At 41.5% G+C, this 26,137-nt stretch carries 22 protein-coding genes; 18 read left to right on the forward strand and 4 right to left on the reverse strand.

Annotation, left to right across the window (positions count from 1 at the left end; all coding sequences use genetic code 11):
• The first annotated feature begins 217 nt into the window (after positions 1 to 217).
• The 3 genes from ACN6MV_RS12985 to ACN6MV_RS12995 all read left to right on the forward strand — a co-directional run bounded on the left by ACN6MV_RS12985 (position 218) and on the right by ACN6MV_RS12995 (position 3,617).
• Complete coding sequence (locus ACN6MV_RS12985) at positions 218 to 754, forward strand: sigma-70 family RNA polymerase sigma factor (protein WP_081954069.1); 537 nt, start codon at positions 218 to 220, stop codon at positions 752 to 754.
• Between the two features lie 16 nt (positions 755 to 770).
• On the forward strand, positions 771 to 1,865 hold the full coding sequence (locus ACN6MV_RS12990; RefSeq protein ID WP_042127068.1) for a DUF4179 domain-containing protein: 1,095 nt from the start codon (positions 771 to 773) through the stop codon (positions 1,863 to 1,865).
• Between the two features lie 180 nt (positions 1,866 to 2,045).
• The gene (locus ACN6MV_RS12995; RefSeq protein WP_042127072.1) at positions 2,046 to 3,617 is read left to right on the forward strand and encodes an ABC-F family ATP-binding cassette domain-containing protein; all 1,572 of its coding nucleotides are present in this window, start codon (positions 2,046 to 2,048) and stop codon (positions 3,615 to 3,617) included.
• Here ACN6MV_RS12995 and ACN6MV_RS13000 read toward each other — a convergent pair.
• The gene (locus tag ACN6MV_RS13000) at positions 3,614 to 5,425 is read right to left on the reverse strand and encodes a cache domain-containing sensor histidine kinase (protein WP_042127074.1); all 1,812 of its coding nucleotides are present in this window, start codon (positions 5,423 to 5,425) and stop codon (positions 3,614 to 3,616) included. The two genes, ACN6MV_RS12995 and ACN6MV_RS13000, sit on opposite strands and share 4 nt — an antisense overlap.
• A 6-nt stretch (positions 5,426 to 5,431) precedes the next feature.
• Positions 5,432 to 7,060: a response regulator transcription factor gene (locus tag ACN6MV_RS13005; RefSeq protein ID WP_419886495.1), complete on the reverse strand. Its 1,629-nt coding sequence runs from the start codon at positions 7,058 to 7,060 to the stop codon at positions 5,432 to 5,434.
• A gap of 294 nt (positions 7,061 to 7,354) precedes the next feature.
• On the opposite strand from ACN6MV_RS13005, the gene ACN6MV_RS13010 reads away from it, so the two are divergent.
• The 7 genes from ACN6MV_RS13010 (at position 7,355) to ACN6MV_RS13040 (ending at position 14,998) form a co-directional block, all read left to right on the forward strand.
• On the forward strand, positions 7,355 to 8,746 hold the full coding sequence (locus ACN6MV_RS13010) for an ABC transporter substrate-binding protein (RefSeq protein WP_419886496.1): 1,392 nt from the start codon (positions 7,355 to 7,357) through the stop codon (positions 8,744 to 8,746).
• A 138-nt stretch (positions 8,747 to 8,884) separates the two neighbouring features.
• On the forward strand, positions 8,885 to 9,814 hold the full coding sequence (locus tag ACN6MV_RS13015; RefSeq protein ID WP_081390056.1) for a carbohydrate ABC transporter permease: 930 nt from the start codon (positions 8,885 to 8,887) through the stop codon (positions 9,812 to 9,814).
• Between the two features lie 12 nt (positions 9,815 to 9,826).
• Positions 9,827 to 10,714 carry a carbohydrate ABC transporter permease gene (locus tag ACN6MV_RS13020; RefSeq protein WP_081390057.1) on the forward strand — a complete coding sequence of 296 codons (888 nt, stop codon included), beginning with the start codon at positions 9,827 to 9,829 and terminating at the stop codon, positions 10,712 to 10,714.
• Positions 10,715 to 10,772: 58 nt separating this feature from the next.
• Positions 10,773 to 11,690, forward strand: coding sequence for a dihydrodipicolinate synthase family protein (locus tag ACN6MV_RS13025; RefSeq protein WP_042127079.1), 918 nt, complete (start codon positions 10,773 to 10,775; stop codon positions 11,688 to 11,690).
• A 5-nt stretch (positions 11,691 to 11,695) separates the two neighbouring features.
• The gene (locus tag ACN6MV_RS13030) at positions 11,696 to 12,379 is read left to right on the forward strand and encodes an N-acetylmannosamine-6-phosphate 2-epimerase (RefSeq protein ID WP_156114788.1); all 684 of its coding nucleotides are present in this window, start codon (positions 11,696 to 11,698) and stop codon (positions 12,377 to 12,379) included.
• Positions 12,380 to 12,398: 19 nt separating this feature from the next.
• Complete coding sequence (locus ACN6MV_RS13035; RefSeq protein ID WP_419886497.1) at positions 12,399 to 13,394, forward strand: ROK family protein; 996 nt, start codon at positions 12,399 to 12,401, stop codon at positions 13,392 to 13,394.
• A 197-nt stretch (positions 13,395 to 13,591) separates the two neighbouring features.
• Positions 13,592 to 14,998: a GNAT family N-acetyltransferase gene (locus ACN6MV_RS13040; RefSeq protein ID WP_419886498.1), complete on the forward strand. Its 1,407-nt coding sequence runs from the start codon at positions 13,592 to 13,594 to the stop codon at positions 14,996 to 14,998.
• 312 nt (positions 14,999 to 15,310) lie between these two features.
• Here the strand turns inward: ACN6MV_RS13040 and ACN6MV_RS13045 are convergent, their stop codons facing one another.
• The gene (locus tag ACN6MV_RS13045) at positions 15,311 to 15,847 is read right to left on the reverse strand and encodes a GNAT family N-acetyltransferase (protein WP_052414583.1); all 537 of its coding nucleotides are present in this window, start codon (positions 15,845 to 15,847) and stop codon (positions 15,311 to 15,313) included.
• 277 nt (positions 15,848 to 16,124) lie between these two features.
• On the opposite strand from ACN6MV_RS13045, the gene ACN6MV_RS13050 reads away from it, so the two are divergent.
• Positions 16,125 to 17,321 carry a stalk domain-containing protein gene (locus ACN6MV_RS13050; protein WP_419886499.1) on the forward strand — a complete coding sequence of 399 codons (1,197 nt, stop codon included), beginning with the start codon at positions 16,125 to 16,127 and terminating at the stop codon, positions 17,319 to 17,321.
• A 184-nt stretch (positions 17,322 to 17,505) separates the two neighbouring features.
• Positions 17,506 to 17,694 carry a hypothetical protein gene (locus ACN6MV_RS13055; protein ID WP_082650979.1) on the forward strand — a complete coding sequence of 63 codons (189 nt, stop codon included), beginning with the start codon at positions 17,506 to 17,508 and terminating at the stop codon, positions 17,692 to 17,694.
• Between the two features lie 134 nt (positions 17,695 to 17,828).
• Here the strand turns inward: ACN6MV_RS13055 and ACN6MV_RS13060 are convergent, their stop codons facing one another.
• On the reverse strand, positions 17,829 to 19,118 hold the full coding sequence (locus ACN6MV_RS13060; RefSeq protein WP_419886500.1) for an adenylosuccinate synthase: 1,290 nt from the start codon (positions 19,116 to 19,118) through the stop codon (positions 17,829 to 17,831).
• Positions 19,119 to 19,230: 112 nt separating this feature from the next.
• Between ACN6MV_RS13060 and ACN6MV_RS13065 the strand changes: the two genes are divergently transcribed.
• The 6 genes from ACN6MV_RS13065 (at position 19,231) to ACN6MV_RS13090 (ending at position 26,082) form a co-directional block, all read left to right on the forward strand.
• Positions 19,231 to 20,109: a LysR family transcriptional regulator gene (locus ACN6MV_RS13065; RefSeq protein WP_042132132.1), complete on the forward strand. Its 879-nt coding sequence runs from the start codon at positions 19,231 to 19,233 to the stop codon at positions 20,107 to 20,109.
• 45 nt (positions 20,110 to 20,154) lie between these two features.
• A complete protein-coding gene (locus ACN6MV_RS13070) occupies positions 20,155 to 21,396 on the forward strand; it encodes a molybdopterin-dependent oxidoreductase (RefSeq protein ID WP_042127084.1) in 1,242 nt (413 codons plus the stop codon).
• Between the two features lie 219 nt (positions 21,397 to 21,615).
• Positions 21,616 to 22,368, forward strand: coding sequence for a hypothetical protein (locus ACN6MV_RS13075; protein WP_339291340.1), 753 nt, complete (start codon positions 21,616 to 21,618; stop codon positions 22,366 to 22,368).
• A 13-nt stretch (positions 22,369 to 22,381) separates the two neighbouring features.
• A complete protein-coding gene (locus ACN6MV_RS13080) occupies positions 22,382 to 24,070 on the forward strand; it encodes a vWA domain-containing protein (protein WP_076121396.1) in 1,689 nt (562 codons plus the stop codon).
• A gap of 24 nt (positions 24,071 to 24,094) precedes the next feature.
• Positions 24,095 to 25,234 carry a toxic anion resistance protein gene (locus tag ACN6MV_RS13085; protein ID WP_042127090.1) on the forward strand — a complete coding sequence of 380 codons (1,140 nt, stop codon included), beginning with the start codon at positions 24,095 to 24,097 and terminating at the stop codon, positions 25,232 to 25,234.
• A gap of 125 nt (positions 25,235 to 25,359) precedes the next feature.
• A complete protein-coding gene (locus ACN6MV_RS13090; RefSeq protein ID WP_052414584.1) occupies positions 25,360 to 26,082 on the forward strand; it encodes a sensor domain-containing protein in 723 nt (240 codons plus the stop codon).
• Positions 26,083 to 26,137: the final 55 nt, after the last annotated feature.

Raw genomic sequence — 26,137 nt, forward strand, 5'->3', positions numbered from 1 at the left:
CCAATGCATAGGTACTTTTTAGTGCCTATGGTACTTTTAAGTGCGTACTATTGATTATGTCCTATTTTATCTATCATAACATTTATCGTTCATTTTTTATAGAATGTTATAATCTTAAAGTGCTCAGCCTCAAAAAAAGTTAATACAAATAAAACCGTTTCGATACGCTCCCCGTCTTAATCTATGAGAGGTTTAGGAGAGGGGGATAAGGAAGGATATGTCAATGACTAATGCAGAAATGAAGAAAGTAACGGTTCTTGATACTCGGAGCGAGACGGATTTCTACGATTCCATATTGGTACATAGAGAACAACTGTACAGTATAGCTTATAGCTATTTACGTAACCGGAATGATGCGCTTGAAGCGATGCAGGAAATGACTTGCCGCGCTTGGATTAAAAGAAAAACATTAAAGGATCCCAAAGCATTCAAATCATGGATCATTCGGATCCTGATTTATGTCTGCATAGATGAACAAAGACGCAGAAAACGTTCCATGCCGCTTGTAGATGAGAGAATGGGAGAGCAAATTACGCATATTGGCTATCATCGAATGGAAATGCTGTGGGCACTCGAACAGGTTAAGCCCAAGTATCGCCATGTGCTGTTACTTAAATACTACAATGATATGACCTTGAGCGAGATTGCGAACATTCTGGATAAACCTGAGGGAACGGTCAAGACGTGGCAGCATAAAGGATTAAAGCAGTTAAGAACGATCATTAAGAATCGGGGTGATTGGAACAATGAGTAGCCAGGAGGAGCTTGCCATGTTAATCGATGCCGAAAGGATCCCGCAGGAGCACAAAATGGAGAGTGCCGCCGCACAAATCTATGCCATACAAGCAGGACTCGAGCTAGGTAAGAAACGCGGTAAAAATTTAATGTTCGCAAAAAGCGCGATGGCTGTTCTGACTGCTGCAATGATGGTCGCAGGATTACTATTCTTCAATCCATCCCAACTGCTGCCTCAACAAGCCTCTACTAGTATTGAATCAAGTGATTGGGGTGTACTGGAACCTTTTAAGAAGTTGGCTGATGCTGATGTTGATGCCCTTACGTTAGAATCTGCTATTCGAAATGATTATGTGCAAATCGTCAATAAAAGCGCTGAGAAAGACGGGTATAAAATCACACTGAATGCTGTGATCGCTGACGAAAATAAAATTATGCTGCTGTATACAGGGACTTCAAGTGGTGGTCAGGAAATTTACAACGTAAATAGTGTGTGGCTGACAGATGCTGCAGGACAAAGTGTTGTGGATAAAAATGGTAATAGAAGTGGGATGGGTTTACATGCTGAGGATAGTATTTATAAATGGCTCGGAAAAACTATCTATCCACTAGATAAGAATAAAGCATTTCCAAAAGAGGTTGTGGCCAATTTTCAGATCGCTTCAGTGGATCCCGGCATGCTAGCAAAACCGAATACGGGAACGAATCTAGCTGATATGCGTTATTCTGATCGTTTAAAGGTGAGCTTCGCTATTGATTCAAAATTCTGGGAGCAGAAGACGGAGACAATAGTTCTTAATCAGCCGTTTATGATTGACGGGAATAAAGTGAATCTTGCACAGGTAGAGCTGTCTCCGTTAAGTATAGTAGTCAAATATACGCTAAGTGAGGATTTAAAAACTAATTGGGAGATCAGAAATGAGTTATTTGGAAAGACTCCTAGTGAGTTGACATCGCGAGTTGGGAAGCGTGAATTGAAAAATAACTCGATTGGCGGAAGTGGCAGTGAGGATGGATTTATAAGCAACTTTAGCAGCAACGTATTGGATCATCCGAAATCCATTCGATTGAAGCTCAATGCGGGACCTGATCGCGAGAAGGATGCGTATATTGATATACTGAAAAAATGAGCAGTAGATATGAGCTAAATGTACAAAAATATGAATTCGCTATACAGACAAAAGGCCGCTAACAGTGGCCTTTTTTTGACCGGTAATATGATTTTAAAGTCCTCTTTTTAAATAGTGCTATAATAGCTCTTTGAGTGTCTTGAGTTGAATTCTGATCTAGATAAACTAGGGGTGGTAGATTTGAGCGTAATCCGTATGGAGAATGTAACTAAGAAATACGAGAATACATTGATTTTTCGAGATATTTATTTTCGAGTTAGCAAGGGCGAACGGATTGGATTAATCGGACGAAATGGTGCGGGGAAGTCAACTGTGTTTAAACTGATGATGGGAAAAGAGGAGCCAACAGCGGGAAAAGTGGAGTTAGATCCTAACGTGAAGATCAGCTACTTCTCTCAATTCTCTGAGCTTTCCGGGTCCTTGTCTGTACAGCAAGAGTTAGAGTTATGCTTCGAGCAGGTAGCGCTCATCGAACAAGAGCTTAACCAAATCGGGGAACAGCTTGGGAAAGTGACAGATGATGATCAGATGAATACTCTTTTAGAGCGACAAGCGGCGCTTTTTGAACAAATGGACCATTTGGATGGCTGGAATGTATCCGTCGAAATCAACACTGTTCTGACTAAATTGGGCTTCAATGAAAGATCACGGCATCAACCTGTTGATGAGCTGTCTGGAGGCTGGAGAAACCGCGCAGCACTGGCTAAAGTCTTAATTGAAATGCCCGATGTCGTATTGCTTGATGAGCCTACTAACTTTTTGGATATCGAAGGGATCGTATGGTTGGAGCAGTGGCTGCACCGTTTTAATGGCGCGATGATTCTAATCTCTCATGACCGGCAATTTATTGACAGAGTAGTTACGCGGACGATAGAAATCGAGAATTATCATTTTCAGGAATATGAAGGCAACTACACCGATTATGTCCGGAAAAAGAAGATGCGTAAAAAGGTGCTTGACCGACAGTTTGAGTGGGAGGAAGAGCTTCTGCTTATGGAGTCGGAGGCTATTGAAACCCGTGGGAACAAAAAGTCCTCTAAGGATCGCCTGTCACGTAAGCTGACAGATATGAAAAAGCGTGTGGAGCCTCATCCAGTGAACGTTTTGATCACCGATATTTACAGCAATTTACGTTTTCCGGACAAGCTTGGTGAAGTCAAAGGAATTGGACAGAGCTATGACGGTCGGACGATATTCCAGAACATAAGCTTTGATATTCAAAAGGAAGATCGGATAGCTATTGTGGGGCCTAACGGCAGCGGGAAGTCGACACTCATAAAGATATTGACTGGGCAAGAGGAGCCTGAGACGGGTGATGTGACTTGGGAACGTGGGGTCAGCTACGCGTATTTTAATCGAATGTGGGATGAACTTGATCCTAAGGATACTGTCAGTCATGCCGTAAATGTATATGGGCTGGGGCTCGATGCTCCCCGAAAAAAAGTGAACAAATTCTTATCGATGCTGCAATTCTCGGAAATGGATTTAAGCAAAACGATCGGCAGTCTGTCGGGAGGGCAGCAGGCCAGAGTAGCGTTAGCGAAATGCCTTCTCTCTGGCGCGGCTGTCATTATTTTGGATGAGCCAACCAATCATTTGGATTTAACAAGTATTCAGGTGATGGAACAGGCACTCATCCATTTTCCTGGAGCTGTTGTTACTGTTAGTCATGACCGCTTTTTCATCGATAAAATAGCAACAAAATTGCTTACTTTCGATCCTCAAATAGGAATCATTGAGCAAGATGTCTAGGATTTTGCTGGGAGTCGGATGATCACAGTCGTTCCTTCTCCTACTTGACTGGTGACTTCAATCCCATACGATTCCCCAAAATGAAATTGAATACGATCATGAACATTTTTTATACCAATATGATCTTCATCCAGGGTATCTGATGGTTGAGAGAGACGGAAACGTAACTGTTTAAGTTTCTCTTCATCGATGCCAATTCCGTTATCCTTAACGATAATCAGCATGTCATCCCCCGAAATCATAGAAGACACCTCAAGAAGCCCTGGCTCACTTCGACATTCCAGTCCGTGGACAATAGCATTCTCTACGATAGGTTGAAGGGAAAAGTGCATGACTTTAATTTTTTCGGTATTAGGTTCTAGCTGTTCAACATATTGAATTTTATCCCCGAAACGTAATTGTTGAATCTTTACATACAACCGGACATGCTCAAGTTCTTCTCGCAGGGTTACGGTTATCTTTCCGGTCTGGATATGAATCCGAAATAATCTTCCTACAATTCCCACCATTTCGCCAATCTCACGCTGCCCATTGATGATGGCTTTCATTTGAATAGATTCAAGTACATTCGCTAGGAAATGTGGATTGATTTGGCTTTTGAGAGCGCCGTACTGGGCTACTTTTTGTTGTGCTTTGGCCATAGAAGACCGCTCAATATAATTTTGCAGATCTTTCACCATTTTACGGATTCCATTATAGAGAACCCCAAACTCATCTTGACGCTCACTATACAAATCCACATCGAAGTTCCCCATCCCCACCAGCTTGACCTTTCGGCTTAAGAGAATAATAGGCTTAGTGACTCGCTCCGATAGGATATACATGAATAAGATTGCGGTGACAAGCGACAAGAGCGCTAATGTTAAAATGATTTTCCCGAGAAAAGCAGCCTGCTTAGTCATCTCTTTCTCATCAATGTACTGAATGACCTTCCAGTTGGAATAGGGAGACGTTACAAAGTTAATGTACGAATCCTTTTCATCAAAAGTACCATAAAAGCTCCCCGTATCATTGTTCATAAACGTATTAAGCGCTTGAGTTCCTATAGGGATAGGTTGTAAAGGTGAGGTTTCCATGTTATCAGAGCTATATACACTGCCACCCTTATCGTCTAAAATAATGAATTTTCGTTTACTATTCTCAGAAAGCTTTAAGATTTCACGTAATGAGTCCAATCGGATGTCGATTAACATAACACCTATGGGCTGCTTGCTGCCTTTTTTATTTATGACGCGGGCGATAGAAATGACGGATTGTTTGGAATTGGTGCGATAGAAGGGGGTATGGCTCCCAAATAGGATCACTCCGCCTTTTTTCTGTTGTGTCTGCAAATACCAATCCTCATGGGTATAATCCTTCACATCATAATCCGCACGATTGAAATTCGCAGAGTAGAACACACGTGATCCCGCAAAAATCTGCACACTATCAACATTTTTAATTGTCATCTCAATTCCGCTGATGAAATGTTCAATTGTGTTCCCATACTGAATATTCTGGTCATTCCCGATGTCGTCTTTATGGATCGTCCAGTGTTCAAGTGCGGCTTGGAGCTGGCTATCTACTTGAGCGTTGAGTGTGCCTTTATCAATGCTTTGAAGATATTGGTCAATATTGAACGAGAGGTTATTAAGGATCAGATTAGAGCTGCTCTGGTATTCATTTTTGACGGCTTGGTTTGAAAAGATATAGATGATTGCCGATATGATTAGAAGTGGAATGGTAATAGTCAGGATCATCAGCACGAAAATCTGACGATTGACATGTCTCATTCGGTATCGTTTTTTTGGTTGCTCTATCTGCATCATTTTGGGTCACCAGCCTGACTGTTTTCTGTAGTCCGATGGAGTCATGTTTGTGATGCTTCGGAATGTTTTAACGAAATGCTTATAGCTTTTGTAACCACACATCGTACAGACATCGGTCACTAGAAACTCTGGTTTTTTTAAGCATTCCTGCGCATATTCCATCCGAATTTCGGTTACAAATCGCATGTAGTTCTTATCAAGTTTTCGCTTAAATAATCGACTTAAATAAGACGGATTATAGAAGAATCGATCTGCTACCATCTGTAGAGTCACATCTTGATCAATATTCTCTTTTATGAAGGATTTAATATGCTCGAATATGATCACATCCTGTTGGTTGTTGTGGGTCAGCCCTTCGGAATAAACAGTTCCTAAATGAACCATCCATCTGCCAAGCCAGTCAAAAAGGTTCTCAATTGAATCAAATTCATCTACAAAGGTTAGATTCAGGAGCTTTTCGCTGTACACGCCTTCGATATGGATGTGGTTCTTATTAGCGAAGCGGAGAATGGTACTTATAATTTCCTGAAGAAATGCAAGCCAAAAATCTGGAGAAGAGACATCAGCTTTACTCAAAATATCTTGAGACAGCCGGTGCATCAGCTGGAGCGTCTCTATTTCGTTAGCACTTTCGATGCAGGAGATCATCCGTTTCTTATCATTTTCATCGAGTTGAATTAGGGATGGTTTAATAGAATTGGAGCCTTCTATCCATTGTGGCACGTAGATAAACCTACAATCTCTCTTGTAGAAGCGTTGATATAACATTCTATCGTTCTCATGCAGCAATGAATTTATTTGTGTAGGATTCTCCGTCGTCTTACCTATAACTAAATAGAGGCCTAGGTGATGTTCTAGCGTAAGCAGCTTCAGATATTGATCGATTCGTGTCTGAACTTTAGTCTGAAGAGGAAAATTATCAATAGAAGCTGGAGATCCCAATACAATAAGTCCATAGAGCTTAGTTTTAGATGAATATGTAAAAACAGTGTGCGGTGTAGAGGCATCGAGATACTCGTCTACAGCATGATGAATGAACTTCTCCGCATATTCTCTCATCCAGAGCGTAGATTGAGCGCGCTTTCCTCTCATAGGAATTCCTGTCAAAACAAAGGGCAGATAAAGATAGTAGTTACTGTTGAAATTACATAGTTCACGGACAATAGAATCATCTATTACAGGTTGTTCTTCCTCCAGTAATAGTTTTACAAGCTGTGCCCCCTCCAAATTAGAACGTTTCAATCGATCTTGCCGCTTAAGATGAAGCCTGTTCATACATTCTTGTATCACAAGGAGACTTTCCTCGTATTCCAAAGGCTTGAGCAAAAAGGCATGCACATTCCCTAGTTTTATAGCCTTCTGAGCATATTCGAAATCGTTGAATCCAGTCAAAATGATAAATAATGTATCAGGAAGCAGATTGCGAATCTGCTCAATCATTTGTAGACCATCCATTTGGGGCATCCGGATATCAGTGATCACCAAATCGGGCTTCTCACGCAGTGCAGTGGCCATTCCTTCTTTTCCATTCTCTGCTTCAATAATGTTGTGAACCCCAAGCTCTTCCCAAGCAAAGTAATGTTTTAAGCCCGTTCTTATTAATGGTTCATCCTCTACAATCATTAGTTTGTACATGAAATCCCTCCGGAAGACTAGAATTATAGTGGATCGTTCGTAAGGAAATACCATTAGATGTAAGATTAAAAGGGTTACATTAAGGCGGAAAAGTGAAGAAATATAAATTTAATTGTTAATAGGTGGAATATGTAATGTATTATAACATTGAAGAGGGGTGGATTGAAGGGATATGTCAGAAAAGAGCCCTAAAAGTAAAAGGAGTGGGATTCTCCTAAATTTACAATTGATTTATGATTAGCGCAAGGAATGAGAGCAGTACTTATTCCACAAAAAAATAATTGGGGGTAGCACATGAAAGCAATGAAAAAAGGGCTAATGAGTATTGTTGGTGTCGCACTTTTAGGTACACAGTTAGTTGCATGTGGAAATACGAACACGGCGAATTCAGCAGTTACACCAAGTAATAACGCTGACAAGACTGAGCCCGCAGCAACTGAGGTTGCTGCTAAGCCAGTAGAGATTACATGGTGGAATTTTCCGAGCTTTCAAGCTTTAGATGGTGAAGTTGGCAAATATGAAAAGGAAATCATTGCAGCTTTTAATGAGAAGAATCCTGAAATTAAAGTCAACCTTGAGATGATCACCTTTGAAGGCGGCCCTGAAAAACTGAATGTCGCAATAGCTTCTAATACTGCGCCTGATGTGATCTATGATGCACCTGGACGGATTATCGATTGGGGTAAAAAGGATTTGCTTGCACCGCTTAACGACATGGTAACTGATGAAGTGAAGAATGATATTTCAGAAGCTTTTTGGAAGCAGTCAAGTGTAGGCGACAACATCTTTATGTACCCGATCAATACAGCACCATTTATGATGGCGGTTAATAAGACTATTTTTGAAAAGATAGGCGCTCTAGATTTACTTCCTCTGGATAAGGAAGATAGAACTTGGACGTTTGAAGAATATAAAAAGGCATTGGAAGCTGTGAAAGAAAAGGCTCCGGATGTTATTCCAACAGGGTTCTTCGCGAAGAGCCAAGCCGGAGACCAAGGCACTCGCGCTTATCTTGCTAACTTAGGCGTATCCAGATTCCTAAATGAAGACAATTCCGCAGTCGCTATCAATACAGATAATGCAGCAAAGGCGCTGGATTGGATTGTCCAAGCTACGAAAGATAAACTCAGTGTCTCTGGTGCAGCATCGCTAGCTGCTGCTGATGTGAACGATTTGTTCCTGCAAGGAAAATTGGCCTTTACACTTAACTATTCCGCTGTGCTAAAAGCACAGAACGTATCCAAGAAGATGGTTCAATTCGAAGATATTCTTCTTCCATTCCCTACTTTAGATGGTTCGGAACCGAAGCTTGAACCTTATCTGGGCGGTATGGCTGTATTTAATAATGGTGATGAAGCTAAGATTGCAGCTTCCAAGAAGCTGATTGATTTCATTGCTAATGATCCAGTATGGGGTAAGAAAAACTTGATTCAAACAGGTGGTCTTTCGGTTCGTAATTCGATTACTGGACTATATGACGATCCAGAGTACAAATACGCCGAATATGCTCGTAAATTTACGACAGATGCACCAACAATTGCAGATGGATATGCAGATATCCGTACCTTCTGGTTCCCTGAATTACAACGTGCTTTAACTGGAGGCGCTACAGGCAAGGAAGCTTTGGATAGTTTTGCTACAAAGGCTAACGAAGCTATTACTAAAGCCAAAGCAGCTATGAAATAAAAAGTGAATGGCGTTCAAAAGAATAGAGTGCGGGAAGCACTCTATTCTTTTTAAAAAAATTCAAGCTACACACCTATAAATATCATAATTTTTCTCGCTTAAACGCTCACCGTCCTTATAAGGACGCCAAAGTCGTTTATGCTTGATCATCAGAGAAATGGGGAGAAGGTTGTGGGGACAACGGTACGCAAAATTAAAGGTTATGTGATACGTGACTGGATGATGAGTTATCTTTTCTTATTACCAGCGTTTGGATTCTTTCTTCTGTTTGTAGCCTACCCGATGGTAAAAGGAGTCTATATTAGTTTCTTTGATTACTCTTTGAGAGATTTTAGTTTTATTGGTCTCGATAATTATATTTCATTATTTAAAGACGATAATTTCATAAAGTCCATGGGAAATACTTTATTGCTTGTTGTGATCACCGTACCGATCGTGATTATCTTTTCACTGTTTGTTTCAATGAATATCTATAAGAAAAAAGAGTTTGCTAGATCATTTTTCCGCGGTGTGTTCTACTTGCCAGCCGTATCATCGGTTGTAAGTATCACGGTCGTGTGGGGCTGGATTTACCATCCCAACTACGGAATTCTGAATTATTTGACGGGTTTGTTTGGAATGGAGCCTGTTTCATGGCTAGGGGATACAAGAACAGCATTACTTGCAATTATCGTGGTTTTAATAACGACTTCTGTAGGTCAACCGATCATTTTATATGTGGCCTCCATTGGTAACATTCCTACCTCTTATATTGAAGCCGCAGAGATAGATCGAGCAACCCCTTGGCAAATTTTCCGGAAAATATTATGGCCGATGCTGATGCCAACGAACTTATATATTATCGTGATAACCACGATTAATACCTTTCAGTGTTTCGCACTGATTCAACTCCTTACCTCAGGCGGGCCTGTATATAGCACATCTACCGTTATGTATGGTGTTTATGAACAAGCCTTTATGTTAGGTCATTTCGGATATGCCTCAGCAATGGGCGTCATACTCGCAATAGTAATTGGGATTATTTCTATCATTCAATTCAAATACTTTGGCAGCGATGTTGAGTATTAAGGAGGGGACATCATGAATTCTACGAATCCATTACAACTGAAAGCACCTATAACCCAGTCTAAGAAAGTAAGCGCATGGAAAAAAGAATTAACGATTCCAAAAATAATAGCTACCATTCTATTGATCTTGGCTACATTATTTTTTATCTTTCCTTTTTATTGGGTAGTTTCGGGAGCCTTTAAGCTTCAAACTGTGGCAACGACCATCCCACCGGAGTGGTTTCCGCTAAAGCCGACGCTACAGAACTGGACAGAATTATTTAAGAATCCGGTAGAACGCTGGATGTTTAATAGCTTTATTATTGCTTTTGCAGAGATGGCAGCCATCTGTATTGTCTCCTCCTGTGCCGGTTATGTTCTTGCAAAGAAATCATTTCCCGGACGAGGAATTATCTTCACAATGTTTGTTGCCGCCATGGCATTGCCTAAGCAAGTTATTCTTGTACCGTTGTTTACGATGTTAGCTGACTTTGGTTGGGTCAATACGTATAAAGGGCTTATTTTACCGGCGATTGGCTGGCCTTTTGGAGTCTTTCTGATGAAACAGTTCGCGCAGACGATTCCGGGAGAGTTGATTGAAGCGGCGAAAATTGACGGTAGCTCAGAGATTCGATTGTTTGGAACGATCGTTTTACCGTTATTGAAACCAGCAGTGGGTGCACTGGCTATATTCACCTTCATAACTTCATGGAACGATTATTTCAGCCAGCTAATTATGACGCGATCCACTTCGATGATGACCTTGCCACTTGGGGTAGCGACACTACGCGGCGAATTCACAACGAACTATGGACTGCTTATGGCAGGTGCTGCGTTAGCTTCGATTCCTATGATTGCAATCTTCCTAATGTTTCAAAAGGCATTCACACAAGGGATCACTATGGGTGCTGTTAAGGGTTAGAAATTCATATAACAACGAAAATTAATATATTTGGCTTTAGCGATGGAGGCTATTATCTATGAAATCATATGATCTTGAAGCTTTTAAAGGCATTATTATCGCTTTGTACTCCAGTTATGATGCAGAGGGGAATATAGATAAAGAAGCGGCACAGAAATTAGCTCGTCATTATGCTTCTACTGGTGTGAAAGGTCTTTATGTTGGAGGAAGCTCAGGAGAAGGCATGCTGCAATCTGTAGAGGAACGCAAACAAATGCTCGAAGCCGTTATAGCGGAAGTAGGAGAGGAGCTAACGATCATTGCTCACGTTGGTGCTCCATCTACTCGGGATAGTGTTGAGCTTGCGGTACATGCTGAATTCGTAGGCGCACACGCGGTATCGGCTGTTCCAGCAATTTATTACCGTTTGTCTCCGGACAGTGTTGAAAGCCATTGGCAGGCGATCATTGATAGTACATCGCTTCCATTTATTATCTACCATATCCCGCAAACGACTGGTTTTCAATTATCAAAAAGCTTGTTAATTAAGATGGCTGCGCAGGATAAAGTGATTGGCGTGAAGATTTCAGCAGAAAGTACATTTGAGCTTCAGCAGTTTAAGGCAGCAGGTGGAAATGATTTTCTTGTATTGAATGGACCGGATGAGCAGTACTTGGCTGGCCGCAGTATCGGGGCGGATGGTGGGATTGGTGGAACCTATGGGGTTATGCCCGAGCTATTTTTAAAAGTAGAACAATGTTATGGGCAAGGTGATATGGCTGAGGCGCAGAAATGGCAGTTCATTATCAATGATCTCATTGTAGAATTATTATCCTTTCCATCATTATATGGTGCATGTAAAGCAATCCTGAGTCTGCGTGGATTTGAAACGGGTACACCAAGAATGCCACTTCTACCTATCAAAGACTCCGATCAGGATCGGGTGGAAGCTCTCAACAATAGAATATTAGATTATATTCTTGAAGCGAAGGGATAGGGTTAATGATGACTCGAATGAGCGATATCTTTCCGATGAAAGGTCTGATCGTATCATGTCAGGCACTTGAGCATGAGCCGCTTCATGGTGGGGATACAATGGCAAAAATGGCAAGAGCAGCGGTTCAATCAGGGGCAATAGGTATCCGGACGAATGGAGTTCCAGATATTGTAGCGATCAAAGAAGAGGTAAATGTACCGGTTATTGGACTAATTAAACGGGATATTCCCGGATCAGCCATATTTATTACGCCAACTCTTGAAGAAGTGAAAGCAATTATCTCCGCAAAAGCGGATATTGTTGCATTAGATGTTACGAATCGGGAAGGTCGCTTTGAGTCGGTTAAGCCTTTAATCGCATATGCCCACCAAATGGGTGTGCTTGTAATGGCAGATATATCGACTTTGGAGGAAGGATTGGCAGCGGAAGAACTAGGTGTAGATTTCATTGGCACAACACTTTCCGGCTATACACCTTACAGTACACAGCAAGAAGGACCAGATTTTATTTTACTTCAGCAATTATGCGAGTTCGTGAATATTCCCGTTGTTGCAGAAGGGCGGATATGGACACCGGAGGATGCGGCGAGAGCTAAGAAGGCTGGCGCAGCTTATGTTGTGGTAGGAAGTGCGATTACAAGGCCACAGTTAATCACTTCACGATATGTCAAAGCCGTGAGTGATTGCTGAGACTTAAGGAGGAGAGTCCGTGTCAGAAGGTTATGATCCTCATATGGAATATGTTGTTGGAGTAGATATCGGGGGAACGAAAATTAATGCTGGGCTCGTTACATCATATGGGTACGTAGTACATACTGTAAGTCTGAGCACAATGGCTGGGTTCACGAAGACCGTGGACCGAGCTATTCAGGCTATTCAAAAGTTAATGAATGAAGTTACAGCGATACATTCAGGGGTAAAGATTAAGGGGATTGGCGTAGGAACGGCAGGACAAGTCGCTTGGGAGGAAGGGAGTATTCGCTCGGCCTCAGAGCTTATTCCTGGGTATGCTGGGACAGCTTTGAAAGCGTTGCTTCAGACTCGGTTCCAGGTTCCAGTGATCGTTGATAACGACGTGAATGTACTAGCATTAAGCGAGAAATATTTAGGCGCTTGTATAGGTGTAGAAGACTTTATTTGTCTTGCACTTGGAACGGGTGTTGGTGGGGCAATTGTTGTAGAGGGTCACCTTGTCCATGGTTCTTGGGGTGGGGCCGGAGAGTTAGGCCATATGTCTGTAGATTTCAAAGGACCGGCATGCGTTTGTGGCGGGAGAGGTTGTTTAGAACATTATGCTTCGGGTACAAGCATTGCTCGTCGAATGCGGGAACAACTAACTTTAAACAATCTGCCACTGGATAACTTAGACTCGCGAGACGTGATCGCAAGATGGAGAGAAGGAGACCCTCTAGCTACAGAAGTAATGGAAGAAACAATCGCAGCACTTGGGTCTGCTATCGCTTCTTTTATTCATATTTTTAACCCTAAAGTTATTGTTATTGGTGGTGGAGTGGCTGAAGCAGGGGAGATATTATTCGAAGGAATAAGAAGAGAAGTAGCAACGAGAACGATGCCCTCGATGTTGGAAGGCGTTCGAATTGAAGCAGCTTATCGTGGCAATTTCTGTGGAATGATCGGTGCGGCATTACAGATCTGGGAGTACGGGGGACCACCCCTTCCTTCTGGTAATGAAGGCTTTATCTAAATCTCTTGATTAAATAGAATAATTTACCGATAATGTTAAAGGGGATGAGAATGAAGGTCAAATCTTTCGGGAGTCCCTAATCCGTTTATAAGGAGTGATGATGTTTGAGTACGAACAACACCACAATGAAGTCCGAGAGAGGTCAGTATTCGTAAGGGAAGAACACCTCTCAATGACTACGGGAGGCACTATCGGAAATGATGACGTTAATGAACATGGTACGGGGAACAGAGAACGATCTACCTGCCAATGAAATGATCAAGTATTGGAATCATGAGCTTGGATCTATGAAGTTTGTAAGAGCTAGCAGCAATTTTATTTATACGTTTCAATCGAATAATAAGCATTATTATTTAAGGTTTACTAACGAAGAAGATAATACTGCTGAGAATATCCAGGCAGAACTAGATTTTATGATGTACTTATTGGACCAGGGCTATGATACTGTATCACCAGTACGCTCCAAGCAAGGGAATTGGATAGAGACTCTTTTAACTGAAAATGGTAGATATCACGGGGTTGTTTTTGAACAAGCCGCAGGGGATTATGTTCCGCTTGAAGAGATGTCGGAGCTGCAGTTCCAACATTGGGGTCAAACACTCGCGCGATTGCATCATTTATCCGAAACTTATGCTCCGAGCACGCCCTCGCGTAAAAGTTGGGTTGATTCACTTCAGTTTATTTTATCTGTATTAAAAAGACACCCTGAGGAGTATAAAGCGCTTAAGGAATATGAGCGAATTGAAGCGTGGCTAAGTAAGCTCTCTTTTGGCGTAGGACATACGGGACTCATCCATTATGACTTTGAGACAGACAATATTTTTTATATGAAAGAAAAATCATGTTTTAATGCGATTGACTTCGATGACTCTATGTATCACTGGTTTGCGATGGATATCTCATCAGCCTTAAGAGATCTATCCAAGCAGAATGATGAGGAGAGTATGAGGAACATCGATTTTTTTGTTAGTGGTTATAGATCCGTAAAACATTTAGATGATGAATATGTCAAGTTATTACCAGAATTTCAAAGGTTCTCTGACTTATATGGATTCGCCAGGCTGCTTCGGAGTTTAGAGGCGTTTGACGTTTCTACTAGCCCTGAATGGGCACTACAGCTTAAATCTAAATTAGAAGCCGTCTGTGATCGTATTCGGGATGGTTTTCATCCTCATGTCGAGCTGAAGACAATCCATGAGAATAACTGGTATGCCTGTACTCAATTAGAGGTGTCCAATGAGCAAAAGACGGTTTTTCCTGTACCTGTTGTTTATTGGTTGGCAGAATCGGCTTATTGCGGAATGACTCCATTAGCTTTATATGCAGATGAAGAATTGATAGGTTTCTCTGTGTATAGTGTTGATCCTGAGGACGGAAGTTATTGGGTAATGGCTTTTATGATTGATCAGAAGTATCAGAATAGAGGATTCGGTAGAACGGGAATGGATGCCTTGATTCGATATATAAAAGCCGAACATCACTGCGATAAAATCGTTATTGGTCATCGAATTGAGAACGAACGTGCTTCGAATTTGTATGAATCTCTGGGGTTCGTTGAAGTAAGCAGAGATGAGGTTGAAGTTGTACGAGAGTTGGTAGTGTAAAGCAGAGAAGGCCGCTCCAAAAGTAGTTTTTTTAACTACTTGGGAGCGGCTCTCTTCTTGTTATCTTGTAAATCAAGCCCCAATTGATGATCCAAGAGAAGCTTCAATTGAATAATTAGGGAATTTCTCCCTGGAATTATGAGATTATTGGTCAGTAGATTGATAATTAGGGAAAACCTCCCCTAAATTCGTCTGATTTGATGAAAATCAAAGGGATTAGCATGATTTATAGGGAGGAATTCCCTAATTTCATTCATAATCAGCGAATATGGACTATTTATAGGGAGTTTTTCCCTAATTAGTTTTTAACCATCAAATATTAGCCCACTCCTGCTCCAAAGAGGAATAGATAATCTCGTTGCACCATTGTTGATTACAGAATCTAGTCTCCCTAAGAACCCCGTCCTTAATCATTCCCGCTCTAATCATTACTTTCTCTGATTGAAGATTCTCTGCATTGGCATAAGCAACAATTCTATGTGCATTTAGGAATTTAAAGGCGTAATCTATCAGAGACTTCACGGCTTCAGTTGCATATCCCATCTTCCAATATTCCGGTAGTAGGACCCAGCCGATTTCCCATTCTCTGATATCTTCCCAGTTTAACTTTATACTGACATTACCGATGGGCTTCATATCCAGCTTTGTACATATTGCGAGATCATAATTTTCCCGTGGATCGCTGGTTACTTGAGACAAAATCGAAAGGAAGTCATCTTTAATTTGTTTTGCATCAGGTGCGGTGTTTTCATATTTGTAGGACAAAGGATTTTCTTCTAGTTCTTCGTAAAAGGAAGAATCATTGCTTGTATAATCTCTTAAGATTAATCTGTCGGATATTATTTCCACGAATATAACACTCCTAGTCTAAGTCTTTGATTTGTGGCTTATATACAATGATTATTAATGGTTATCTCAGATGATCACTCCCAATTTAAGTTTATAAATGGTAGACTCTGTAATGCTTGCTCTGTAACTTCTTGTAGATTCATCTGATTCCCTTTATTTTTCATAATATTTACACATTATAAAATATAAGCTTAACAACCTTCCATTTTTATCTACTAAAATAGTGAAATTGTGATAAAGTAATATTGGTTTATTTACTAGAGGGGGATTTTGGAAAATGAAAGCTATTAAATGGAGTATTGCAGCAGTGTTAGCAGTATCTATGTATGGTCCAATTCATACAGCGGAGGCAGCAAATTCGACTAGCACAAATGTTGTGAACGAACAGTCGAGTTCTAGCACGGACGATTTGATTTTTCAAATGGATTATACGGATATGACCGTTGGAGATAAGGTTCCAGTGCAGATTTTTGCAAAAGGGCCAGATGGCTCATCCGAACGTGTTCCTTTGTCTCAAGCAGATATGGTGATCGAGAAGCCTTACTTATTGCAAAAGCTGCCAGATGGCTCTATGAAAGCATTAGCCGTTGGCGAAACAAATGTAACCGTGCGTTCAGGAGCTGCTTCCAAAACATTAAAGGTATCTATCAGTGCTGATAAGGACATCGAAACAGGTGTATTAATCAGTGGCACGATGTATTTGCCTGTACAATCAACGTTTAAGCTCTTGGGTGCTACTGTTCAGGCGAACACAGCCACTAAGACCTTTAGCATTCGTCTGGGAGATTTGCCTATCCAACTTCAGCTAGGCAGTGATATTGCTATGGTGAATGGGAATAAGGTGAAAATGAGTGGTAAAGTGCAAACCGTGGATGGAGGAGCTGTATTCCCTGCAACCCTCTTAAAAACTTCATTGGGAGCAGTGTTGGACTTTGGTGCTCATTATGAGTCTTTGAACATCAATTTCGGTAAAGCGGAGTTATTTGCGTATACGAAAAATACGTTAAAAATAGCTAAAAGAGAATCTCAAGGGGATCTCGCTAAGCTAATCGGAAAGACTTATTGGTTCAACCAGTTTGACTCCGACTATAAATTCCAAAAAGCAACGATTGTTGATATTCTAGTGAACGACGATAATGAGTTTGCGATTTCTTTTAAATTGGCATCAGGTAAAGTTGTGGAGACTTATGATATGGAATATGATCAGGTCACTCGCGTTCTAGCAAACAAAGAGTATTTCTTTACGTCTGATCCTACCAAAATCTATAAATGGTCTAATGCGATTTGGGCCAAAATCAAGGCGGGTACAATTTCGACAGGGATGACGAAGCAGCAAGTAGAATTAAGCTGGGGCACTCCAATTGATAAATCAAGTCTATCCGGCAGTGGAATTACAGTTGAGACTTGGCAATATAGAAATTATAATTACGTAACCTTTACAAATGGTGTTGTCTCTATGATTTACACAAATTAAGTTATCTTTAATTATCCGATTCTAAACAAAAGGACGTCTTCTTACTAGAAGGCGTCTTTTTTATATTCTACAGGAAGTTTTGAATGTCATTAATCATACAACCTGTCCTTGCAGCATATCTTTTGAAAGAAGCACTTTCAGAATGAAGTGTTGACTATTGTTGACCGAAATGAGGGGTTCATTCATGGCAAAGTCAAAACGCGGACATGCACTATGGAGTCTACCATCCAGAGGAAGAGGCACTTGTCCGGTCTGTCAGAGCACACGGATTAAGCTGCTTTATCCAAAAAGAAAAACGGACGGAACAGTTGTTAAGGTTTGTAAGCGTTGTGACAAGGCGCCACAGACGAAAGTGGATGCAGTGTTGGTGTAAAAGAGTAACACAAGGATGCCTAGTTGCAGCTATATGCAAATTGCATGTAGGTACAACTAGGCATCCTTATTTTAAAAATATATAAAAGTACGTGCCTTATAAGCACGCCGAAGGCGTTTATGCATGTGATAAGATTATTTCAGCGTACGATGAATAACCTGATCGCGTCTAGGACCTACAGAAACTGTGGAAATACGTATTCCAATAGACGTTTCAATAAAGTCCACGTAACTTTTTGCTTGCTCCGGCAGCTCATCGAAGTTAGTGATATGTGAAATATCGCAGTTCCAACCAGATAAATGCGTTACTATCGGTTTTGCTGTGTAAAGCTTATTTGTGGCTGGAAACTTGTCGGTGATTTCTCCATTTTCAAGCTCATAAGCAACGCAAACCGGAATCTCATCTAAATAACCAAGAACATCCAGATTTGTCAACACAACCTCCGTTGCACCTTGCATCAAGCAACCATAGCGCGTAGCTACGGCATCAAACCAGCCCATACGTCTAGGACGACCGGTCGTTGCTCCAAATTCCCCAGCATCGCCACCTCGTGTGCGAAGTTCATCCGCTACTGGACCCTCCAGTTCAGATACAAAAGGTCCGGCGCCTACACAGCTGGAATAAGCCTTCGTTACAGCAATGACATTCGTGATGGCAGCCGCAGGAAGACCTGCTCCGACAGGTGCGTAACCGGCAAGTGTCGATGAAGAGGTGGAGTAAGGATATATACCATGATCAGGATCACGCAGAGCGCCTAATTGCCCTTCAAGTAGAATTGTTTCTCCATTCGTATAAGCTTCTTGCAGTATTTCTGTTGTATTGGCAACGTATGGTGCCAATTGCGCAGCTTCCTTTTGCAACTGAACGAGTAAGTCCGAGACTTGGATAGGGGCTTTCTTATATAAATGCTCCAGTAATACATTTTTTGAAGCAAGTAATTGTTTAAGACGTATCTCCAGTTGTGCTGGATTAAATAGATCCGCAACCTGTATGCCGAGCTTCGCATATTTATCCGCGTAGAATGGCGCTATTCCTCTCTTGGTTGAACCAAACCCTTGTGATCCCAGACGTTCCTCTTCCAGCTCATCAAATAAACGATGAACCGAGAGCACGATTTGAGCACGCTCAGATACGTATAACTTCGGCTTTGGAACTCCTCTTTCTGCTAATGCTTGTAATTCCTTTATTAATACTTCAGTATCAAGAGCTGTTCCTGGTCCAATAATGTTTATTACTGAAGGGTTAAATACACCAGAGGGCAGCATATGGAGTGAGAATTTTCCGTACTGGTTAATGATAGTATGACCAGCATTACTTCCACCTTGAAAACGAACTACATAGGAGGATTGAGCGGCTAGGACATCCGTCATTTTTCCTTTGCCTTCATCTCCCCAGTTAGCTCCTACAATTGCGATTACGGTCACGCGATTACCTCCCAAGCTTGTGATTGCCTACAGGTCTAAGTATAATGCTAGATAGAACATTAGAAAAATTGATATATGTTATATCTATTATAAGGTGAGGTAATGACTTGGGATGGACATCAACTTGGAATGGTATCGTTCTTTTTATTGGGTAGCACAAACAGGCAGCTTAACTGCGGCAGCAGAACGGCTGAATATCACACAACCAGCGGTGAGTCACACGATTAAGCAATTGGAAGAAAAGATGGGTGGTTCCTTATTTTTTCGCACCTCAAGAGGGGTGGATCTAACGACAGAAGGCAAAGTACTGCTTCGGTTTATTGAACAAGCCTTTCAGAATGTGGAGATGGGTGAGCGAGCGATTGCTGAAATGAACAATTTAAATAGCGGTGAGATTCATATTGGAGCAAGTGATACACTCTGCAAATATTACTTATTGTCTTATCTGGAGCAATATCACGAACAATACCCCAATGTCCGTATTCATATTACGAATCGAACAACACCGGAGACCCTTGCGCTTCTAAAAGAAGGGAAGATTGATTTCGGCATCGTTAGTTTACCGGCATCTGACAAACAGATCGAATTTCGAAAAAGTAAACGGCTTCAAGATTGTCTTGTAGGTGGCAAAGGCTTTCGTCATTTGGCAGACAAGACGATGCCGCTTTCAGATATCAAGCAGTACCCATTGTTGTTCCTAGAGCCGGGAGGCAGCACAAGAAAGTATATAGATGGGTTTCTAGCCTCCAATCATGTGACAATAACACCAGAGTTTGAATTAGGCAGTGTTGATCTTCTTGTTCAATTCGCTTTGCGTGGCTTTGGTCTTGCTTTTGTTATTCGTGATTATGTTACGGAAGAATTAAAGAGTGGAGAACTTGTAGAAATCCCTTTAGACCCACCGTTTCCAGAGCGTAATATTGGAATTGCGACCCTTCGAGGCGTTCCACTCTCTGCTGCGTCAAAGTCTTTTCTAACCTTATTGGACTAAATTAAATCTGGTGCAGAATCTTTCACATGAGGAGGAGGATAGGTTATGAGCGGTATGCTTGGTCGGTTACGTAAAGGGTACGGGAAAAAACTGCGGGCACTTCACACCTGGAACGGCTGGATCGTCGTAATTTTAGCTTTGACGGGACTTGTGCTAGTAGGCGGTTTCTGGCGGGGGTTCCTTGGTGAAGGCAGGGTATGGATTAAAGGCTTGCACATCGTGGTAGGTATCGTCTCGATCCTACCTGTTATATATTATCTTCTGCTGGCAAGTAAACATTGGAAGCAGTTAAAGGAGAAACCTTGGCAGCGATTCAATGTACTTGTCGTACTCTTTCTGTTGCTTGGCTGGTTCGTTTCCGGCGTGTTATTATGGCAATTCCGTAGAGTTGGACCGCAAGTCTCTAATCTTGCTTTGGTCATTCATGATGTACTGACCTGGGTTGGACTGCCTTATATTATCTATCACTCGCTTACTCGTGTGAAATGGCTAAAGGAGCCGAATCGTCGGACCATCAAGAGTGAGAGTATAGGGAGTACCGATTCTACCTCTCAGGATACCCCCCAACCAGTCTATACGCGTAGGGCGTTCATTCGCGGGACGATCGGTGTAGGGCTTGCTCTTACAATCGGCCCCTCATTTGTAAAATGGCTAGGTAGCTCAATTGGAAACATCGGAGGCAGTGAAACGATCGATAAACTAATCGAGAATGATCGCAACCTGCTGTTACCAGCACCGCAGCCACTGGAGGCATCTTCACCACCTCTTGGGGGTGGGTCACAGGGTCAATTCCGTGTTTATACCGTAACCCCAATTCCGGAGTTCACGAACGATAATTGGTCCTTTAAGGTAGATGGTCTTGTGGAGCAGAGCTTTACGTGGAACTGGGAGCAATTCGTTCAATTACAGCGGACGGTTCAAGTAAGTGATTTTCATTGTGTAACAGGTTGGTCCGTCTACAAGAATACCTGGGAAGGCATTAAACTAAAGGATCTTCTACAACAGGCTGGGGTGAAGTCAACTGCAAAGACGGTGAAATTCTACTCCGGGGATGGGGTATATACAGATACGCTTACGCTGGATCAAGCGGATATGGACGATGTTATGGTTGCAGTTATGCATGATGGAAAACCGATTCCAAGCGATCTCGGTGGACCGGTTCGGCTAATTGTCCCCAAAATGTTCGCTTACAAATCAGTGAAATGGCTGAACCGGATTGAACTGATCGAAGGAGAGCATACAGGCTATTGGGAGCAACGTGGATATTCGAATGACGCTTGGGTATAAATGAGATGAATAACCTTAATGGGCTTTAGGCCTGTTAAGGTTTTTTTGTGATTATGGACGTAATCACAGAAATATTTCCATATATATAGAAGTGAATCAACGAGGGTCCAGAGATAATCCGTGGATAATTAGTATTTTTGTAATAAAAAGGAGTTTGATCCGTTATTTTCTGATAAAATGAAGAAAGTAATGGAAAAAGTTACCGGATCAGTTAGGGAGGTGTCTTTGTTGAACGTTGCGAGATCCGCAAAGCTATTAGGGCTTATCGTTGGCGTGGTGTTCTTGAATATTTTTGTATTGTCTCCAGGACTTTTAGGGGTAGAAATCGGCGGAGTAAGTGTCTTTGAGACAGCCTCCGGTGTGACATTAGTAGTGATCAGTCTACTTGTTGTTCTTTATGGAAGTTATAGTTTGCTTTTTAAACCTTCGCTGGTTCCACCTGTCAAAGAGATACAGACGCATGAGGACTACATATCAGCGCTCACACAATACAGAAATGTAAAGGTGCTGAAGAAGGATATTACTCTGGCTTTGGATCAACTAACCCGATTAGAGAAGAAGAAAAATACGTTAGTGGATGTTCTTAGTCAACGTTTTGAGCAATCGGAGTTAAGCTTCAAGAAGTTTAATGCGGTTAGTTTTGAAGTAGAGAAGCTCTTCTATTTGAATATCCGAGGGATCCTTAATAAGTTGAGTGTATTTGACGCTTCGGAATTCTCTCTTTTTTCCGGTCAACAAAGACCAGCGCAGTTCTCAGATAAACTGGTGCAGAAAAAAACGGCTCTGTACAATGAGTATTTGGCTTATGTGACCGGGTATCTCGGAGCAAACGAAGAAATTTTGCTGAAATTAGATCAACTGCTACTCGAAATATCCCTACTAGACAGCACGAATTATAAAGATGTTGAAGATATGCCTTGTATGAAGGAGATCGATGAATTGATCAAACAGACGAAATTCTATAAGCAATGAAAGGAAGATGCGAATGGCTAGGAAAGGGAGAACTTTTGTAGTGCTCGGGGTTATAACAGTGGTCGTTTTTGCACTTGTATACTTTGGAATTACCTTAACAACTAATTTAGGTAAAACCACTAGTGAGGTCTCATCGGAAGATGCAGGCAAACAGCTGGATAAACTTTATAAAAAAATTAATGTGAATACCGCGGAGCAGGTCAAAGGACAAATCGATCTAGATCCTGTAGCTATTGGTGACTCCTTGCCGGATATTTCTAAATTTCCTATATCAGTGACCAATACAACGGATAGCTTTGTTGAAATTTTTTCATCGACAGAGAAATCAGGAACGGGTAATGATGGATGGCTTAATGAAGTGGCGACAGATTTTAATAATGCCAATGTAGAGCTGAATGGGATCCCTGTTTCAGTTAAGATTCGCAATATAGCTTCAGGCACAGCGACGGATTACATAAGGTCTGGAAAGTATATACCTGATGCGTTTACACCATCCAATGAATTATGGGGCGAGATGGTAAAAGCGAACGGGATTAATACGCAGCTTATAACCAATCGTCTGATTGGCAATGTAGCCGGTATTGTTACGAATAAAACGAAATATGATGAGTTAGTCGAGAAGTACGGTTCTTTAAACGTCAAGACGATTACAGATGCGATAGCGAATAATGAATTGTCTATGGGTTACACAGATCCATTTGCCAGTTCAACAGGGTTGAACTTTCTTGTGACTGCACTTGGGACGTTTGACAGCTCTGATTTGCTTGGAGAGCAAGCGGTTCAGGGCTTTGAGAAATTCCAAGCGAATGTTCCATTTATCGCATCAACTACTTTACAAATGCGTGATGCGGCTAAAACTGGGAAGCTGGATGCTTTTGTGTTAGAGTACCAAATTTACGCAAATGCTCCCGAACTAAAGGGCAGCTATGTATTTACTCCTTTTGGTGTAAGACATGATAGTCCGCTTTACGCATTAGGTGATCTACCACAAGAGAAGCTGGACATTATCAAGAAATTTGCAGAGTTTGTAGAACAGGATAAATATCAGCGTTTGGGTGAGAAAAAAGGTTTTAACGGACTGAATGACTATCATTCAGAGGTTAATCCAGTGGATGGCAGTCTTTTATCCTCGGCACAAAAGCTATGGAAGGAGAAGAAAAACGGCAATAAACCCATTGCGGCAGTATTTGTAGCTGATGTCTCAGGTAGTATGAACGGGGAGCCTTTAAATCGCTTAAAGCAATCATTATTAACGGGACAGAAGTACTTGGGCAAGGATAATAGTATTGGTTTTGTTTCCTACTCCGACAACGTTACGATAAATCTTCCAATTGGCAAATACGACACGAATCAGCAGTCGATGTTTGTTGGGGCGATAGATAGTCTTCAGGCGAATGGGGGTACAGCGACTTTTGACGGAATTGTAGTGGCACTCAAAATGCTTCAAGACGAAATGAAGATAAATCCGGAAATCAAACCTTTGATCTTTGTATTAAGTGATGGGGAGACCAATGAAGGTCATTCACTGAATGATATCAGGGGTTTAATTGAAACCTATAAAATTCCGATTTACACCATTGGCTACAACGCAAATATTAAAGCGCTGGAGAGCATTTCAAGTATTAATGAAGCGGCTAACATCAATGCGGATACAGACGACGTAGTCTATAAAATCGGTAATCTGCTCAATGTCCAAATGTAAGCTAAACTTGTTAGGAGGGGTTCTATGTCTTTTACGATGGAAGTGGTAAGTCCGGAGAAATTGAAATCAGCGATTGAAGAACAGGTTAAACCTGAGCCACAGGAAGTAACGCAATTGAAGGAAATGGCAATAACCAATGTCTCGACGATCTTGGAGCTGGATTTAGAATCCTTGGAGAAGCGAAAAGAAGTGCTGCAATCCATAGACAGCTTCGGGATGAGCACCATGAGATCGTCTTCAGACAAGAACTCTCTTTTGCAAGTATCTGTAGGGAATTTATCGAAAACAGGGGATGAAGGCGGGCAAGTAGCTAAAGGATTAACGGAGCTGAACCTCCAGTTGAAAGATTTAGACCCAAGCGCAGTGGATTTTGCTAAAAGCGGTCTGTTAGGGAAGTTTTTTAACCCATTGCGGAGTTATTTTGCGAAGTATCAAAAAGCAGATGCTGTAATCTCAGATATTATCATTTCTTTAGATAAAGGCAAAACCGTATTGAAAAACGATAACACTACGTTAGAGTTCGAGCAGCAATCGCTTAGGGAGCTTACTAAGAAGCTACAAAAAGAGATTCAACTAGGAATGCTGATGGATCAGGAGATCGAATCTCAACTGGAAGCAGCTAAGCTACGTAATGAGTCCGAAGAAAGAGTAAAGTTCATAACGGAGGAGGTACTATTTCCTCTACGGCAGCGTGTGATGGATTTGCAACAGATGCTGGTTGTGAATCAGCAGGGAATTATGGCGATTGAAGTGGTCATACGAAATAATAAAGAGCTGATCAGGGGGGTGGACAGAGCTAGAAATGTTACGGTTTCGGCCCTGAAAATCTCTGTTACGGTGGCAAGTGCACTCTACAATCAACGAATCGTATTGAAAAAGATTGAACTCCTAAATCAAACGACCAATACGCTAATAAGCGGTACCTCAAAAATGTTAAAAGATCAGGGGGCGGCGATCCATAAGCAATCCCTTGAATCAAGTATTTCTGTAGATACTTTAAAACAAGCCTTCACAGATGTGCTGTCTGCTTTAGATTCGATAAGTACGTATAAGCAGGAAGCTCTTCCTAAAATGCGTGAAACCATTAACCAGTTCAGAGAGCTGGCAGACAGCGGTGAGCAGCAGATCGTGCGGCTGGAGAAGGGGAATAAGCTTGGTTTGTAGCTGTTGCAGTCTAAATCCATCCTAGCCTTTAGTCTGGTAAGACTCCGGTCCTAAGACTGTTTTTAGCCTTCTCTTTCTCACGTATAATGAGATTAATTGATAACGTGAGAGGAAGGACATAAGAAATGAACGATAAGTTGTACACAATGCCGATGGGAGCGTTAGATTCCATGCAGATTCCAGCAGAAGCGAAATCACAATCTAAACCCGGCAAACGTCGATCAAGTCCCAAGACCTATCGGAGTATTTTGTATTTTATAATCTCATTACCGATTACGATAGTATATTTCGTATTTATGGTGACAGGGTTAGCATTATCCATTGGATTAACCCCCATTTTCATCGGTATTCCTTTATTTTTTGCAGTAGCCAAAGGATTGGATTACATCGTACGATTTGAGCAAGAGTTAGTAAGATCATTGCTGGATATTCCTAGACCGAATGAAGAGCGTAGAACGGATATGAAGCAAGAAGGAGCAGGCTTCTTGCAACGAATGAAGTTAGGTTTTGATGGTGCAAAGTTCGCGCGTAACATCATGCTAATTATGGGACGGTTTGTATCCAGTATTATCTTCTTTTCATTAACCATAACCGTGGTAGCAGCTGCGCTTGGTCTAATTACACTACCTGTGCTTCATCAGATTTTTCTGCAAACGATGGATTTGAACATTTTGGAGAACAGTGTGTTTGCCTTATTTAATATCGACTGGACATTATCTCAGCAATACATTTCTTATGTTGTAGCGGGACTCGTTGTTGCCGTGATCGCAACATGGGTGATTAAGTCGTTGATGGATGTACAGCGTAGAATGTTGTTTGTATCTTACGAGGAAGAACGTCAGTATTAAACGGAAAGAAGCGTAGCTCTTCAAGAGCTACGCTTTTTATATTTACTATTTCTAT

Source organism: Paenibacillus sp. B-A-8, assembly GCF_048572915.1.
In the GTDB taxonomy this organism is placed as follows: domain Bacteria; phylum Bacillota; class Bacilli; order Paenibacillales; family Paenibacillaceae; genus Paenibacillus_AQ.